11 protein-coding genes and 2 pseudogenes are annotated in these 15,839 nt (G+C 59.1%); 6 read left to right on the top strand and 7 right to left on the bottom strand.

Going from position 1 to position 15,839, the window contains the following annotated elements:
* Positions 1-10: 10 nt before the first annotated feature.
* Positions 11-805 carry a CmcJ/NvfI family oxidoreductase gene (locus tag ACZ1HA_RS02075; RefSeq protein ID WP_472712668.1) on the bottom strand — a complete coding sequence of 265 codons (795 nt, stop codon included), beginning with the start codon at positions 803-805 and terminating at the stop codon, positions 11-13.
* Between the two features lie 88 nt (positions 806-893).
* Here ACZ1HA_RS02075 and ACZ1HA_RS02070 point away from each other — a divergent pair.
* The 6 genes and pseudogenes from ACZ1HA_RS02070 (at position 894) to ACZ1HA_RS02045 (ending at position 7,326) form a co-directional block, all read left to right on the top strand.
* A pseudogene (locus ACZ1HA_RS02070) lies at positions 894-1,828 on the top strand (LysR substrate-binding domain-containing protein).
* Positions 1,829-1,934: 106 nt separating this feature from the next.
* Entirely contained in the window at positions 1,935-2,540 is a 606-nt protein-coding gene (locus tag ACZ1HA_RS02065) for an NAD(P)H-dependent oxidoreductase (RefSeq protein ID WP_472712667.1), read from the top strand.
* 178 nt (positions 2,541-2,718) lie between these two features.
* Positions 2,719-3,699 carry a hypothetical protein gene (locus ACZ1HA_RS02060; protein ID WP_472712666.1) on the top strand — a complete coding sequence of 327 codons (981 nt, stop codon included), beginning with the start codon at positions 2,719-2,721 and terminating at the stop codon, positions 3,697-3,699.
* 165 nt (positions 3,700-3,864) lie between these two features.
* The gene (locus ACZ1HA_RS02055; protein WP_436397688.1) at positions 3,865-5,058 is read left to right on the top strand and encodes a hypothetical protein; all 1,194 of its coding nucleotides are present in this window, start codon (positions 3,865-3,867) and stop codon (positions 5,056-5,058) included.
* A gap of 253 nt (positions 5,059-5,311) precedes the next feature.
* Positions 5,312-6,616 (top strand): hypothetical protein, encoded by a 1,305-nt coding sequence (locus ACZ1HA_RS02050; RefSeq protein WP_472712665.1) that lies wholly within the window; start codon positions 5,312-5,314, stop codon positions 6,614-6,616.
* Between the two features lie 134 nt (positions 6,617-6,750).
* Positions 6,751-7,326 (top strand): hypothetical protein, encoded by a 576-nt coding sequence (locus tag ACZ1HA_RS02045; protein ID WP_472712664.1) that lies wholly within the window; start codon positions 6,751-6,753, stop codon positions 7,324-7,326.
* Positions 7,327-7,336: 10 nt separating this feature from the next.
* Here the strand turns inward: ACZ1HA_RS02045 and ACZ1HA_RS02040 are convergent, their stop codons facing one another.
* The 6 genes and pseudogenes from ACZ1HA_RS02040 to ACZ1HA_RS02015 all read right to left on the bottom strand — a co-directional run bounded on the left by ACZ1HA_RS02040 (position 7,337) and on the right by ACZ1HA_RS02015 (position 15,831).
* Positions 7,337-7,738 (bottom strand): aconitase X swivel domain-containing protein, encoded by a 402-nt coding sequence (locus tag ACZ1HA_RS02040; protein ID WP_472712663.1) that lies wholly within the window; start codon positions 7,736-7,738, stop codon positions 7,337-7,339.
* A pseudogene (locus tag ACZ1HA_RS02035) lies at positions 7,735-8,987 on the bottom strand (aconitase X). Before ACZ1HA_RS02035 ends, ACZ1HA_RS02040 begins: the two are co-directional and overlap by 4 nt.
* Positions 8,988-9,118: 131 nt before the next feature.
* Positions 9,119-9,871 (bottom strand): EAL domain-containing protein, encoded by a 753-nt coding sequence (locus ACZ1HA_RS02030; protein ID WP_472715267.1) that lies wholly within the window; start codon positions 9,869-9,871, stop codon positions 9,119-9,121.
* A 119-nt stretch (positions 9,872-9,990) separates the two neighbouring features.
* Complete coding sequence (locus ACZ1HA_RS02025; RefSeq protein ID WP_472712662.1) at positions 9,991-11,292, bottom strand: GGDEF domain-containing protein; 1,302 nt, start codon at positions 11,290-11,292, stop codon at positions 9,991-9,993.
* Positions 11,289-12,026, bottom strand: coding sequence for a substrate-binding periplasmic protein (locus tag ACZ1HA_RS02020; RefSeq protein ID WP_472712661.1), 738 nt, complete (start codon positions 12,024-12,026; stop codon positions 11,289-11,291). Before ACZ1HA_RS02020 ends, ACZ1HA_RS02025 begins: the two co-directional genes overlap by 4 nt.
* Positions 12,027-12,216: 190 nt before the next feature.
* Positions 12,217-15,831: a hypothetical protein gene (locus tag ACZ1HA_RS02015; RefSeq protein ID WP_472712660.1), complete on the bottom strand. Its 3,615-nt coding sequence runs from the start codon at positions 15,829-15,831 to the stop codon at positions 12,217-12,219.
* Positions 15,832-15,839: the final 8 nt, after the last annotated feature.

Here is a 15,839-nt window from a genome sequence, read left to right as displayed (position 1 = left end):
TTTCTGACCTTCAGTACCGCACCAGCGTACGGCTCTCTATGCTCTGACGGATGGTTGTGACGGCAGGGTTTTCAACCATATCGAGCGCGCTGTGCGCGACCGACGGCAGACCGCGGTTGTCATAAATATTGAAAAAAGCCACCTCGTCCGGTCTCATTTCGGAACGGTAAACCCATTCATGATCCTGATTGGCAACCAGTCCCATGATCTGACCCTTGCGGTCAGGGTAGATCAGATCAAGCAGAATCCAGTCGTCCGGTGCCACGCTTGCGGGCCGCACAAATCCAAGGGGTGCGCTGTTGATCGGATGCCCGACCGGGCGCCAGACGTTGATGAAGGCGAAGCGCCCCTCTGCCCATTCGGCCGCCCGTTCGGACCCGAGCAGATCATCGAGACGCTGCCGCGCGCCCGCTTCGCTGTAGTCGCTGTGCACGTTGCGGGCCGGTTTCCGATTGGCTTCCGGATCATCAGTACGCACGGTGTGATCAAAAATAAGGACTTCGCGAACACCCAGCCTGTCCGTCAGCAGGGTTGTCAGTTCATCGTCGTAGACCTCTTCCCAGCCAGGCGTTTCGAAGTCGCTGACACTGCTCGGACTTCCCGCAAATTCCACGGAATCTGTGTCGAAACGAACCGGTTCTTCGGAGGCGCGGTCATCCCGAACCTCTACCAGCGTTGGCGCCAGCTCTGGCGAAATCAGGTTCCCGGCAATACCGCCTGCATCCAGTTCGAAAGCCTGGCGGTGCGGTTTGTGCACATGGTAGTTCACGGTTCCGGTGCGCATGTTCAGCGCCTCCTCTGTCATGGAGCCTTTCATTGACGGTGAATATGTTATGCAGATATAAAAGGGTAAACCGCCGCATTTCGGAAACATAATTCGGAAAATCTAAATAATGAGCCTCGATACCGACGGCCTGCGCCTCTTCGTTCTGGCAGCCGAACTTCTCAACATCAGCGCGGCCGGACGGCAGCTTGGTCTGGCACCGGCAGTATCAAGTGCAAGGCTGGCGAAACTCGAAAACGCCGTTGGCGCAGAGCTTCTGCACCGCACCACGCGGAAAGTGTCGCTGTCGGCCGAAGGTGAAGAACTGCTGCCTTTCGCGCGCGAGATCATCGCGCAGGAAGAAGCTGCTCTGGCCGCCCTTGGACAGGGCACAGCGGACGTCCGTGGCACGCTGCGCTTTGCAGCACCCAGTACCTTTGCGCAGCAATATATCGCGCCGGTACTGCCCGCCTTTCTGGACCGCTACCCGGATCTGACGCTCGACCTTCGGCTGTCAGATGTACAGTTTGATCTGATCGAAGGCAGCTATGATCTCGCGCTGCGCAGCGCCCCCTGCCTGACACCAGCCTGAAGGGCCGCAAACTTGCAGATGACACCCGCATTCTCTGCGCATCTCCCGACTATCTGGCAAAGCACGGGACACCGATAAAGCCCTCGGACCTGACCGCGCACAGGCTCATCGCCTTTGGACGGATGCGGGCGAGACCAATGGTGTCGACCAGCGGCGAAGCCGGCGTGTTCGATCCGGCAGCAGCAGGAAGCCAGCTGATTATGGATGACGGCACCAGTCAGAAAAACGCAACACTGGCGGGTGCCGGTATTTCGCTGAACGCACTCTGGAGCGTGCACGAAGACCTCACTGCCAGACGCCTGGTCCGCGTTTTGCCCGATTTCGAAAGCGCCGAGGGCGACGTTCTGTGGCTGATTTATCCGCGCTCCAACGTTCTGTCGCCCAAAGTACGGGTTTTCATGGACTTTCTGATCGCTGAAATCGGAAGAACGCCCCCGTGGGAACGCCCCATCTCACACAAGGAACGCATCTGAGGTACCCAGGCCAAGCCACAAACCACCGTATCGCGTGGCCATCCGTCTTTTCATTTTCCGGTGACCATGAAACGGTCGGAGTGATGATGACTGACAGGCAGGATCCATGCACGTTCTGACGATACTTGATCATCCCGATCCAAAATCCTTCACAGCCGCGGTTGCTGCGACATTCATGGATGGAGCCGAAAAGGCGGGCCACTCCACTGAGCTGGCGGACCTGAACGCAGAGGGTTTTGATCCGCGGTGGTCAATGGCGGACATTGAAGCAGACAAAGATTCCGGTGCACCGGCGGACGTCCTGCAGGAGCAGGCCCGGATTGCCCATGCAGACGCAGTATGTCTTGTGTTCCCGCTGTTCTGGTGGGGCATGCCCGCGATGACGAAAGGCTGGGTCGACCGGATCTGGACCTGGGGCTGGGCCTATGACCAGCTGGCCGATCCGGACGTCTCGCTTCAGCGGCCCCGGACAGGTGTTCTTCTGGTGCCTGCTGGTGCCCGCTCGGATGAAATGGAGAAACTTGGCCACAAGGCTGACCTTGAAAATGCCTGGATCAACGGCACGTTCGGGTACTTTGGCTTCCAGAACCGCCGGCTGGAGCTTCTGTGTGGGTCCAAAGGTTCGGACGCCCGTCGCACCGCTCTGCTGGAGCGCGCCTTTGACGCGGGCTACACCCTGCAGACACCCTATGACAGCGCATCCGCGTCGTAACCCGGGGTCTGTCGACCCACCGAACACACCGCCCCGCACGGCTTCATCAGGCCTGGAACGGCACCATTTTCCATGGTGCAGGTGAATCACAGTTCCGGAGGCTGTCTGCTGAGCCCACGCCAAAAAAGTTGACAGACGTTAACTATTGGCGCTGAATTCTCCCTATTGGAGAATACTTATGCCTTGTTTCAACAATTTCGGGCGAACCTGTTTCCATCTGGCCGCAGCACTGTTTCTCTGGGGTGCGGCACAGGATGCTGCGGCGCAGTCCCCGCACCAGGAGCTGATTGAACAACTGGACCAGGTTGCATCGGGGCTGGAAGCGACGGGCGAAACAGATGCAGCACTCCGGCAGTCTCTGGAAAACCTCGCGGCCCGCATCAACGCAGCACTGAACCCGACCGACGAAGAAATCAGCGCAGAGCTGACTGCTTCCGCCGCCACGATCCGCGGCAGCCTTGACAACGGGACCATCGCACCCGCCATTGCAGATTTGCGCGAAGCGGTCTTCGACTATGAAGACGCCCGCAAAGACCAGTTTCTGAGCATGCTGGTGGATGCGCTGACCACCCACACCAGCCAGGAGCTCGATTTTGTCAGCAACGAGACCCGGCGCAAAGTCCTCACGCTGGAAACGGTGATCGGCAAAGTTGATCTGCTCTCTGTTGAAGACAGCATCTCTGCGCGCGCCGGAATCCTTTCGGCGCTGATCCAGGCATCCTCACCGGTTGCGGGCGGCACGGTCCAGATCCCTGCTTTGACAGGCCTGCGGCAGGTTCTGGAAAGCGTCGACCGGAACCTGTTCTACACAGCTCTCGACAACCGCATCATTCTGATGACCGAAATGCTGGAGCCGTCAGCTGATATCGCAAAGGTACTGCGCCTCGCAGACGTCTCCAAACTGACTTCCCTCAGCAGCAAAATCGACGCCGTCGTGCCCGGCGACAAAACACAAAAACCCGGTGTATATGTCGTTTCAGCCCGTTATGGCCGGCTGTCCGGCCCAGTGACCGGTGGATCTTGTGACGTGCGCGCAACCATGGCCAAACAGTGCCATGGTCAAAAAAATGTACGCTCCCCGACGACGGGGCGGGATCGTTCTGTGGTGGTCAGGACCCGGCCCCCTTCGCGCAGTCCCGGCACAAAGGCACATCGGTAACCTATGCCTGCCTGAACCTGACCGATCAGCAGTGGGCCGACGTCTTTTCACGACGTCCGTCATCGTATCAGGGACCAACACGTCACGATGTGTTGCGGTCAGCGGCAGACGAAATCCAATGCGGTTTCTGAAAACAAAAAAGAACAATTGAGGTGAGGAAATGCGATGCGGTCTGACAAAATTGTAAAAACAGCCGCCTTTGCGGCCCTTTTCCTGGTTCTGGCATGCTCGGCGCTGCCCAAAAAAGATTTGCGCGATGAATATTTCGAAGTGGTGCGGGAGCTTGGTCTGACGCCGGTCTATCCCCCCAGAGAAGAACTGCAGGTGGGCGACGTTTTCCTCGTTTCAACAGAACCTGCCTCCCCGAACGATCCGGAGAAAACCGTCAGTGTCTGGATGGGCACGCTTGACACGATCCGGGACGAGGCCAACCGATACCTGAACTCCCGGATCAATTTTGAAAATACGAATACAACCGGAAACCTGGACACCAACTTCGATCCTCAGAAAAAACAACAGGACTTCGGGTCGGGCTCTGTTGCCCTGAACAATGGAGCACGGAATTCGTTGCCGCTGGTAACATTTCCGACAATTTCCGGCGCGGCCTCGCAGGGCGGGGCTCTGGGCAGCTTCGGCTTTCTGAGTTCTTTCGGGCTGTCCTTCGGATCAAATGAAAGCGTCAGCATCGATTTTACGGACACCCGTTCCTTCGGCGTCCCCTTTGGCGCCGTGAACGCCACAGTAGGCCGGCAATACGACCGGTTCTCTGACGAATTCTGGAACACTGTCTGTGTCAGACCGGAGAATGCTCTGGGCATCGCCAGCACAATCGGACGCGACCAGGGAATTGCGCCGAACGAATTCTGTGCAAGTTCGCGATCCTGCTACTTCGCGGTCGTGACGCGGACGTACATGACGCGAAAGATCGACTACCGCTACAGCAGTGCGAGGATCGCTCGGCTGGCCGCATCCCGCGCCACGAGCCCGCTGCCGGATACCGCAAAGACAACCCAGTCTCTGCCCGGGGATTTCGAAGTCAACGTCACTATCGGGGACGAAGCATCGTCGCAGGATCTGGAGCGTCTGATCTCGGCTCTGGAAAAATCAGCTCAGGGCAGTGGATCGACTGTGGAAAAAGACGCGGTGAGCTTCGTTGGCGTCGAGGGAAATTCACTGAAGTTTGAGCGCACGCTGCAGAAACCTGTCGCTATTGCCTATGAATCGGTGAACTACGCCTTCGACGGCACCGAACTCGCCTGTGGCCTGAAAATCGTTCCGGACGAAAAGTCGTGGACGCTGAACAGAGCCGTTTCTGCCAGTCAGGACCAGCTTGTCCGGACGTTTGCCCCCCCAAAGTAACAACAGGAATCAGAGGACAATATGTCAGACGATACAGACATTGTGAGTTTGCTTTTCGGTGACATCGAAGTCCTTGTGGATGAGAATGGGGCGCCGGTTGGCGCCAGAAGAGCACCGTCCCCGGCCCCTACATCGGGTGGCAGCGCCGCGCCCGCACCGTTCCGCGTAAGATCCATGCCGGGGTCCTTCAGTGGTGGTGGGTCCGGGGCTACCCTGAGCGTGCTGCCGCCTTCGTCACCGCAAAAACCCTTCCGTGCGCCCTCCCTTCCTCGGCGGCTTCTCCGGCGGCGGATCCGGCGCCGGTCTGGACATCCTGCCGGCGGACACAGTTGCTGGCGCGATCGGCCTGCCCGCCGAATTGCCACCCGTCGCGGATGGCCGCTACACCGGCGGCAACGCGCGGCTGGTCCTTGAACTGCGGATGGATATCAGAGGAACCGGCGTGATCTCCGGCGACCTGATGGGCAGACGGGCCGGTCGCGAAGATTACCTCGCCTCCTTCCGCACCGTACCAGGCGTAAGACCTGATGCCACGCTTTCTGCGGGCTGGCCCGCTGAATTCTGTGCCGGTGATCGCACCACAGCGCATGGCATTGTCTGGCTGCGTTCGTCGCTTGCAGGCGGAACCATTGTGATTGCGCTGCACGTCGATGGCGCATTGCCTGGCCTGCCCGCCCGCACGACCTTTGAGATGACGGCGGAGTGGGAGTCGCCCTATCTGCGGCGGCTGGGCATCGAAATGGAGATGGAAAACGGCACGGAACCGCCCCCCACCTGGAAATCCGGCCGCCGGCAGATCACAGTAAAGTCGGCGCTGCAGGATGCCGGTTTCGAAGTCACTGACACAGGCGTCCGCAACCGGATACCCGAACAGAAAGACGGCTGGGGCCAGGCGGAACTGCATACGCTGATGACAGACCTGGCGGATACCAGCCTTGACGGTCCGGCCTGGCGGCAACAGCTTCTCTGGCTCGGACGGCCAAAACGCGAACGCCTGCTTGGCGTTATGTTCGACACGTCAGCCCAACTGCCACGCCAGGGCTGCGCTGTGTTCGAACGCGAAATCAGGAAATGGGTGACCGATGCCCCGGACCGGAAAGTCATCCAGACGGCCGTGCACGAAATTGGTCATGGTCTGAACCTGTCGCACCGTTTCGGGCCGGACGTCGGGCACGCGGATTCTGCGTCATTCATGAATTACCCCTGGCAGTATCAGGGCGGCGGGCGCGAGCAGGGTTACTGGGAGCGCTTCGCATTTGCATTTGACCCTGATGAACTCGAGTTTCTGCGCCACGCGCCCCGCAATCAGATCATCCCGGGCGGTGATCCGTTTCACTCTGCCGATTACTGGAGCCAGAGTGCAAGGGGGTACACGCCCTATGCAACGGATCAGAGTGCCAGCGGCCTGAAGCTGGAGCTTCTGCCGCCGGATCCGGACGTCCGGACAGCCGCTTTCCGGTTCGGCCAGCAGGTCTTTCTGGAGATCAGGGTCACCAACACAGGGCCCGCGGCCGTCCCCTTCGGAAAAGACTCCCGGACCCGAAAGGCGGCTTTCTGAGTGTACGTATCGAAAAAACCGCAAGGAGCAGTAAAACCGCTCATCACGCGGTCCATTTTCACCCTATCGTGTCCCGCTGTTTTGATCTCAGCAACATATCGGACTCAGAAGGTGCAGACACAAGCCAGATCCGCATGCTGGCGCCGGGTGCCTCTCACAGCGAGAACATCAATCTGACTTTCGGAGCCGATGGCTTCAGCTTTGCAGAACCCGGACACTATGCCATTCAGGTTTTCTGCACGTTGCTGACCGATGCAGCCGATGCCAGCCAGCTTGGTGATGAAGAGACCATCACGGCGTCGAACACACTGCCCGTTTTCGTGGCCAGACCGCATTCGCCTGAAGAAGAGTTTGAGGTCGAAACCGTCCTGATGCGACAGGATGTCGGCACCTTTTTCGCGCTCGGCGGATCAGCTGTTCTGGGCCGGGCCAGAGATGATCTGGAGGAGATACTCGACCGGCGGATGGGCCGGGCAAAAATCCCGAAAGATCCGGTGGCGGCTAATATCATGCGGTGTTTCGGGATTGACGAACAGCGCCGCTACCGGCGTTTTGACACCGGGAAACTGCGTTACCTTCGCAGTAATCTGAGCAGGGCTGTCGAACATCTGCGGCGCGTGCACCGCGCGGGCGCAGGCGTTTTCGATCGTGAAACCCTGGCCGGGACAAAAAGGTTGCTTGAGAAGCTGGAAGGCAGACTCAAAGAATAAGCGCCCGCGATCAGGACGATCCGATCCACCCATCATGGTCGATCGTGACACGGTCGCCTGTCTGCCAGACAAGTTCCTCTACAACCAGCACCGGGATCGTGGGCCACCCCATCTGTCCCGCGACAACAACGCCAATGGGCAAAATGGCGTCCCTTGCCGTCATGATCAGAGCCGCAGGAGCGCTCCCGGCGTACAGCAGTTCCAGCAGAACTGCGGACGAACTGCTCGACCCGATGAGCCTTGGCAGCAACAGCACCCTGCCCGTCACTGCTTCCCCCATTTGCGGATGGCCGGCCAGTGTGACGCGCGCCGTCTTCGGGTCAACACCTCCCCAGAAGCTCAAAGGTTCGGTCAGACGAAGCACCTCCGCGCATGCAGTGCCGGTGTACAGAACATCTGCCTGAACTCTCATGGCAGGGGTTCTTTCTGCCGGACGACTCTACCGGATTGCGCGCTGCGCACACATTCCTCCATGGACCCGAATACGGTCTGGTGCCCGGTGTTTCCGGGCGCATAATGCGCGAATTTCCCGGAGTTTGTCATCATAACTCCGGGTTTGGCGGGAAGGATCGGCGTGACCACCACGCATGTGTCCAGAACAAACTCTGCCCCAAGATCCTGCAGCGCGCGATCTGCCGCGTCGCTTTGCAATGCCGTCAGGGTGTGCCGTCCTGTGCAGATATAAACCGGAACAGAAAAAGGGCGCCCGCCCGCCAGACGCAATACCGCCCTGCACTCTTCTTCGCTGAAATGCGGACTGCCGAAAGCAACACTGTCAATCGGACCGTCCGGTACACAGCTGAGACCCGCGCGGGCGTCCCTGTACATCTGCGGCGTGACCCGGATCGTTTCTTGTGGGATCTGCCCGCCCAGCGCTTCGTCCAGATCTTTCGCCTCCGGTGTCAGACCGACCAGATGTATCAGGGCCACCGCGCCGGTAGAGGCCGCGGCAGCGCACAGGGCTTTCAGGTCATCTTCGCCCGCGTCACCGGGAACTCCTGTCACAGCACAGACAGTTTCCCCCGCCAGCCTGCCAACCAGTGCCCCCAATACCGGAAAGAACGTTTCCTGTTGCTTCAGTGACACTGGCAGCCGGGTCGTGTCGATTACAAGGCGGGCAAACCTGTTTTCGGGAACGTGCAGACCGTAATACGGCGCCCGTCCAGACACGGCACATGCGATGTCCAGAAAATCTCCGTACCTGTTTGTCCGCGCGCCCAGGACTGAATTGGCAAAGGCGACAGCGTTGGATTCCCCCAGGCCACCTGCTGACCCGGGCCTGGTCGCGCGCCTGCCTGATAGGGCGCACAGGTCCAGCTCGGACGACACCCCATCTTTTCGTGCGCCACCATCAGGCGATATGCCATGACCCGTTCATGTTGGGACAGTCGGCACTGGTCAGGCCGCAGCAGGTTCAGCGCGCCAACATTCGTCGTTGCGGGCACCTGCACACGCGCGCCGCCTGCGGCCAGCGCCTCACAATAAAGAACACCTGCAGAGCCATGGTAAAGGCAGCCATCAATGTGGGCAGACCGGATCGGTATGAGTTCGCGCGCGCCAAGCATCCGTGCCGCCTCAATCACGAGGTCAAGCGTCATGCGCTCCCCCTGCGTTCCCTCCTCGCCGGCCAGCAGCGCCTTTTCAGAGGCAGTCAGTTTCATGCAAGGTCCATTTCCGGCCAGACTTTTGCAGCGAGTGTCGCCAAACGTTCACCAGTGGCGCAAGGAAAATCTGATAACTAGGGGCGACTGCAGGTTGCCGGGAACCGCCACCGGCAGATCGTGTGCCGCCCTCAGGCCCCCAATCGCTGGCCAAAAGCGGGAAGGGCTTTCAGAAAATCAGCAGCAGGCATCGGCCTCGCAAAGAAGTACCCCTGCTGCACCGGGCACCCCAGACGCACAAGACGCTCTGAGACATCGGCATCTTCAACACCTTCGGCAATAACCTCTAACCCCATCGAGCGTCCCATTCTGACGATGCTGTCCACGATGTCGTCATTTTCGCCGCTGTTGCTCATCAGGGATATGATCTCGCGCCCAATCTTCACGCGGGAAGGACGCAGTCCCATCAAACTCAAAACCGAAGTATGCCCGGTCCCGAAGTTATCTATTTCAATTTCGACGTTCTCCGCCCTGAGAGCTTCCAGCTGCCACATGAAAACGTCATCCGGTTCGTCCCCGGCTTCCGTTTCCAGAAGCTCAAGCGCGATTTTCGTGCCGCCGGATCTGGCAAGAGCAACCACATCTTTTGTGTAGCGTCTTTCAAGCAGGTTTGCGCGCGGCGTATTCAGCGCAAGACGCGGAACCGACAGCCCCTGGTGCTGTACCTGCACCAGAAACGCTGAAACCTGTTCAAGTACAATCTGGTCAATCAGCGGCAGATACCCATTGGCCCGTGCAATCTCAAAAAAGACTGCCGGCGACGCGTATGTGCCGTCTTCGCGACGCCAGCGGACGAGCGCTTCGGCACCGACCATCCGCCCCGTAACTGCATTGAACTGGGGCTGAAAGAACGGCTCAAATGCTCTGGTATCGACAGCTGTCAGCAGGTCGCGCGCTTTGTTTCTTTTCTGCTCTACGCGGTTCCTGAGTTCATCGGTCGAAACAACTGTGCGGTTGCGGCCATGGCGCTTGGCTTCATAGAGCGCTTCGTCAGCGTGAGCGATCAGGTGATGTAACTGTGTCGTGGACGGGGGCCGGCCGATTGTCCGGCTGCGACTCCTACACTGACGGTTACATGACCGGCAACCGGAGAGCGCTGATGCACAACGCTGGCCTGCCTGAGCCGGAAATGCAGCTCATCCGCCAACTCATCAGCATCCCTTGCGCTGTATCCTTCAAACAGCGCAATGAACTCTTCGCCACCATAGCGTGCTACGGTCGAATGCGCCGTCTCAAGTACGGCACGCAGCAAACCCGCCACCTCGACAAGACAGCGATCACCCGCCTGATGTCCGTAGTAATCGTTGTAGTTCTTGAAGTGGTCTACATCGATCAGCATGACCGCAACTTCGCTGCCCTTTGCACAGGCTCTTTCAACAGCGGCGGCGGCCATCCTGTCAAAGGAACCGCGGTTATAGAGCCCCGTCAGCGCATCCGTTTCCGCCAGTTCCCGCAGGCGGGCGTTTGCGCGTTGCAGCTGAATGTTCTGCTCGCGCACTTCCTGAGACAGGCTCTCTGATTTCTGGCTGAGTTCTGTGTTCGTCTGCATCGCTGCTTCGCGGGAGGCTTCGATTTCGTTGATGCGCCCGGTAGCGGCATCGGTAAGATGCCGCAGGCGGTGAGACAACAGGTCCAGCTCTGTGCCACGCAGCAGCCGCGGGGCATTATCAACCCGCAACGGGTCACTGCCAGGACGCCAGCGTCGTGTCGTATCGGCCAGACTGACAATGTGGCGGGCAAGAGCACCGTAAACGATCAGGATAAGCAGAATGCCAAGCAGGAAGTTCTTTACGGTTGCGAAGACGAAGTAAAAAACCATGCGGTTTACGAAGGCCGGTGCGACGACTGATCTGTCCACAGTCACAATAATCGCGCCGATGACTTCGGACCTCCCGGTTTCCGGCGGTGTCATCAAGGGCTGTTCCAGCACGACAGGGTCCGCTTCGGTCACCTGCCCGATGCGTGGCAGAGTGGGCACGATGTCCCGCTCCCGCGATATCATGACCTGACCTTCGTTCAGGATCTTCACAGATGTGATGGCCCGCTGCGTAAAAAGCCCTTCAGCCACCTGTTCGGCTGCGGGACCATAAAAGTTATATGCCGCAGACGCCGCAGACGGGGCAACACTGGTCAGGAATTCTTCTGCAGAATACTGAACCGCATCTTTTTCCTGTCGCAGGTCAACCCAAATCTGGATGCCGCCAGACACTGCCCCCAGCACCAGCGCCAGCAACAGCGTGATCTTTGCAAGCACATGGCTGAGGCGTCGCGTCGGCGACCCATCAAAGTCTGGAAGTGCCGTCATCCGTTTTCCTGAGCAGTGGCCGGTCCCAGACGGTCCAGCGCGTCCTGCAGTCTGATCGCAATTTCCTTTGCATCCCTCGCATTGCGGGACACCAGCAGGTATCCTTCGGTGACCATAAGAGGCTTCGGCTCCATGGTGATCTGCGACCGTTCTTCTTCCGAGAAAATCCGGGACATCAATGCTTTGCCGCTCTCTTCGCTCATCGGATAAACATCGATCCGGCCGGCCAGCAGTTTTCGCAGATTGGCCTCGTCGTTCTGCGCGGTTTCGACCCGCAATGCACCGCTTTCCGCCAACTCCCAGAAGTCTTCGGTATAGGTGTAGCCAGTGACCGCACCAATCGTGATACCCTTCAGATCAGCCATGCTCTCCCAGTCAGGCAAGGTCGTATCTTCTCTGCGGATCAGCACCATTCTGTCGTAAACAACCGGACCCACATGAATGAAATCTGCGGTCCGGTCTTCACTGAAATACCAGTAGGAACTGGCAAAAAAATGTGCTGCCCGGGTCATTTCAAGCGCACGCATCCAGGGCATGTATTCAAATGCAACGTCGAAACCCGCGGTCCGGGCAAGCTGACGGACAGCATCATTGACAATGCCGTCATCGGGCGCTGCCTGATCCGTGAACGGGGCGTAATCGCCCGTCGCAATACGCAGAACACGCTGCTCCGCCAACGCGCTATGACCTGCCAGAAAAACAAAGCAGACGAGGATGATACGCAAAAACTGCATGCCGGTACTCACTGTCACAAATAACTGAACCTTGGGTTCTGTTATCATGGGTTCGTAAGGAACAGCTTAATTCCCGCGAAGGCCCTGCAGGCTGACTGATAAGGGACAGGACACCGCATCACACTGCCGGTTCCGGGCGGGCAGCCAACAGCGCAGCGGTGTACCGGTCACCGCCCTCGGGTGACCGGTTTCAGAATTTGGCGATCAGGTTGATGAAGATACCGCTGCTGTCATAGTCCAGATCGGTCAGATCATCCGACACGCGGCCCCATTCATAGCCCACACCGATTTTCGCGTTGTTTCCGACATGCCTGTACACGCCCAGCAGGAAGCCATGTTCATCAACATCGGTGTCCTCTGAAACGAGCATCCGCGCCTCGGCGAGGGCATCCCACTTGTGCACCACGTGCCAGTCGAACCGGAGAATTGCGAGATGTGCCGTGTTGTCGACAAAAGTGTCGGTGCCACGGTCTGCAATTTCAGACATCCGGTAGCCGTATTTACCGCCGACACTGAGCCGCGGGCTGATGTCATAGATGGCGTCGACGGACAGCACATGGCTGCGCTGTGACGGACCGTCTGTGGATCCGTTGGCTGTGACCTGATCCTCACCCGGCAGGTCATGCAGATAGGTGTAGCGGAAAAGCATATTCAGACGCTCGTTGTCGACCGGCCGATAGGCATAACCTACACTAGCCTCAACATATTCCCCATCCCGGAAAGACGACTGATCGGAACTGGAAATCAGCGCATCAACGTTCAGCAGGAAACGCCAGTCACGATCCAGCTTGTGTGAATATCCGCCGGACAGCGCCCATGTATCCCGGTCCTGTTCAACGCCTTCACCATCATCTGTCCGGTATTCAAGGCGCAGACGCGCATCGCGTTTATCCTCAAAGGCATAGGACGCCCCGAAGGAGACCGCATCGCGGTCGAAATCGCCGGTTATGTCGTCGCGGACTGTCCCGCTCTCAACCGCGCCGGAGAAGGACCACCGGGCGTCCGGCGTATAGTTGACACCATATGCCCGCGTCAGAGACCGGCGGTTGCCGAAGAGGTCCCAGTTATTTTCACCGTAAACCTTTACGGTCTCAGACACCCGGTACCGGGCACCAACGGTGAATTCCTCTTCCGCCGCCCCCAGCAGCGTGTCCGAACGGAAACCGGTACGCGTCGGGTCCAGCGTGTAGCCAAGGTAAATCTCGTTGTCCGCTGTCGGGCTGTAGCCTAGGCGGGCTTTCGCGCCGAAGCCACCGTCGCCGCCTGAAACCTCTGCCCCCAGAGACAGTTTTTCGGTGACCTGCAGCTCAAGTCCTGCGCCAAGCCGGTCGTTGCGCTCGATCTGACCGGACCGGGACAGCGTCCCCTGACCGTAAGCATAATAGAGCTGGTCTTCGTCAGGGGCGTAATTCAGGCGCAGCGCTGCGTCCGTCCGGCGACCGTTGTCCGACGTGCCGGAAACCGCATTTCTGTCGAGATGAGCAAGGGCTGCATCCACCGACCACCTGTCGTTCAGGCGGTATGTCAGGCGGACCTCGGCCTCCGTGCGGCTTTCGCCGGTGTCACTCTCAAAATCCTCGAAATCGAGGCCAAAGCTGAGCCGGTCGTTCAGATCTACATCTGCCGTCACGCCCCACAGGGTCTGATCGTCGGAGATGTCCTCTGACAGCGTTGAGAAGCCTGCCTCTTTGCGTTCGTAGTAAAAGCCGATACTGCCAGGAACTCCCAGACCGATCTCGGTGGTGTCAAGGTACGCATCCAGACTGTAAGCGCGGGCCTTGCTGCCACTGCCCGTTCCGACAGTCGTGTTGGAAAGCCCACCGTCCGTTGACAGGGTCCGCCCGAAGCCCGGCCCTTCGGTCTGCGCGATTTCGGCCTCGATATTGCTCTGCTCTCCAAGCTCATACCGCAGATCGACACCATCCAGCTTCTGATCAGCTGTGCCTGTGTTTTCACGCATGCTCGTGATGCCGACGCGCAGATCGTCTGTGGCCCAGTATTCAACGCGCCCGCCGGTAGACGCCCCGTCGAGCGCGCCAGCAACCGGTGTGTATTCATACTGAGCAACCAGGTTCACATCGAACTCACCAGATGAGCCACTTGTGACCAGCGATCCGTCCGATGCCGAGGACGACAGGGGTTCCGCCAGGATTACAACACCCTGAATGTAGTCGATTTCGTAGTCGACGCCTTCCGTCAGCGTTCTTGAACTGACGATGCGCCCGGTGACCGGGTCTGTGATCTGCACGGCAATCGTTTCCGAGCCGCCATTGATGTCCTGGCGGCTGAGGAAGTAGACCGACCCACCTGTCCCCCGCAACACATCGCGCTGCGGCAGGGTTTCGGGGGACGCAGCATATACGTTCACACTGGTGCGTGCGTTGCCGTCTTCGGTCACGTCTAGGGATTCATGGCTGATTTCAGCCCCATAGAGCGACCTTGTGGACGACAGAAGATCCGTGCCCGTAATACCCGCCTTGAAGTCACCAAAGGTGAACCTTGTCCGGTCCCGTTCGACCCGCAGATAGAACCGGCCCGAAGTGGGGGCATCATCATAGGACGAGCTGTCATCGCCATAGGTTGGATAGACATCATCCGGATCAAGGCGCGAGATCACCCGGCGCGGGTCTTTTTCATCAAGTCTGTCAAAGGCTTCACTCAGCGGCCCGTTTCCGGTGTCCACAGACGCGGTATAACGGTAGCCGGTGACTGTAGTGCCCTTGGCAAAGCCCGCGATGCGGCCTTCGGCGTAGGTGTCATCGTTTTCCGGATCACCTTCGGCAAGATCGTCATTGAGGCGCCGCCCGAAGGTAAGATCAATGAGCCCGACACCAAAAAAGTCATGCTCAGGTATCTCGACCTGGCGCACGACCGTTTCACGCCGTCCATTTTCAATAATCTCAATCGGCACGTCGTAAAAACCGGCAGGCAGAATGCGTGTGGTGACAAACCGGCCTGACGGATCAACCGGTACTTCTTCGCCACGGATGATCACGCGCGCACCCGGCGCAACTGTGCCCGATGCCGTAATCCGCCCGCCACCTGTGGGAATATTACGCAGGCGGGTGCGGTCATCACCCTCGCCCGGGGCAATGTTTTCACCGCGCACCGTTCCGTGGGTTTCAAAGGCAGCCGTGGTGCGCCGCAGATCAAGGGGTTGGGTTTCATCGAAACGCCCTGCCGCGTCATAGACCCGCAACACATAGGCAAGGTCCGGGGACCCCTCCTCTGGCATGGTCCAGGCCACCGTGCCGTTTGCCTGCACCGGCAGTGTGGCCACAACCGGCCTGCCGCGCCGACTCAGATCAACAATGCGCACCTCGGCGCGTGAAATATAGGCTGGATAATTCGCGGAAGCCCGGAACACGACCCGTTCGCCAGCGCGGTAGGCCGCCCGCAGATCGCGGGTGCTGACGTTCAGAAGCCGCTGACCGTTCAGCCCATCGAACCTCAGATCGATATCGCGCCGGGCGTTTTCGATGTCAGCAGGTCGCCGCAGGTCCACCGGTGCCGGGGCACCCGCAACCGTTTCGTTGTCGATTGAGATCGAAAAACCCTGCTCTTCAAAACTGCCGCCGGGCGATGTGTCAATCTTTTCAGTGTTTTCACCGGTAGGCATCGCGACGACGAGACCTGCATTGGCGCGGTAACAGTCTTCAGGCTGCGGCACGACAGCGTCAAAACACTCATCGTCCTGACCATCGGCGGCCCGCGCGCTGGTTGTCACCAGCAGCCCGCAGCCCAGAAGGCCGGCACTCAACAGCGCGGCATGCGAGACGGAACGCAGAAAAAGAGAGCTCTTCATGGCACGTC

Source organism: Roseobacter sp. S87 (genome assembly GCF_055693285.1).
This window is presented reverse-complemented; position numbering and strand designations above follow the sequence as displayed.

Coding starts and splice junctions, on each gene's coding strand:
- ACZ1HA_RS02075 (WP_472712668.1), bottom strand. CDS start 805: ATGACAGAGGAGGCGCTGAACATGCGCACCGGAACCGTGAACTACCAT.
- ACZ1HA_RS02065 (WP_472712667.1), top strand. CDS start 1,935: ATGCACGTTCTGACGATACTTGATCATCCCGATCCAAAATCCTTCACA.
- ACZ1HA_RS02060 (WP_472712666.1), top strand. CDS start 2,719: ATGCCTTGTTTCAACAATTTCGGGCGAACCTGTTTCCATCTGGCCGCA.
- ACZ1HA_RS02055 (WP_436397688.1), top strand. CDS start 3,865: ATGCGGTCTGACAAAATTGTAAAAACAGCCGCCTTTGCGGCCCTTTTC.
- ACZ1HA_RS02045 (WP_472712664.1), top strand. CDS start 6,751: ATGCTGGCGCCGGGTGCCTCTCACAGCGAGAACATCAATCTGACTTTC.
- ACZ1HA_RS02040 (WP_472712663.1), bottom strand. CDS start 7,738: ATGAGAGTTCAGGCAGATGTTCTGTACACCGGCACTGCATGCGCGGAG.
- ACZ1HA_RS02025 (WP_472712662.1), bottom strand. CDS start 11,292: ATGACGGCACTTCCAGACTTTGATGGGTCGCCGACGCGACGCCTCAGC.
- ACZ1HA_RS02020 (WP_472712661.1), bottom strand. CDS start 12,026: ATGCAGTTTTTGCGTATCATCCTCGTCTGCTTTGTTTTTCTGGCAGGT.
- ACZ1HA_RS02015 (WP_472712660.1), bottom strand. CDS start 15,831: ATGAAGAGCTCTCTTTTTCTGCGTTCCGTCTCGCATGCCGCGCTGTTG.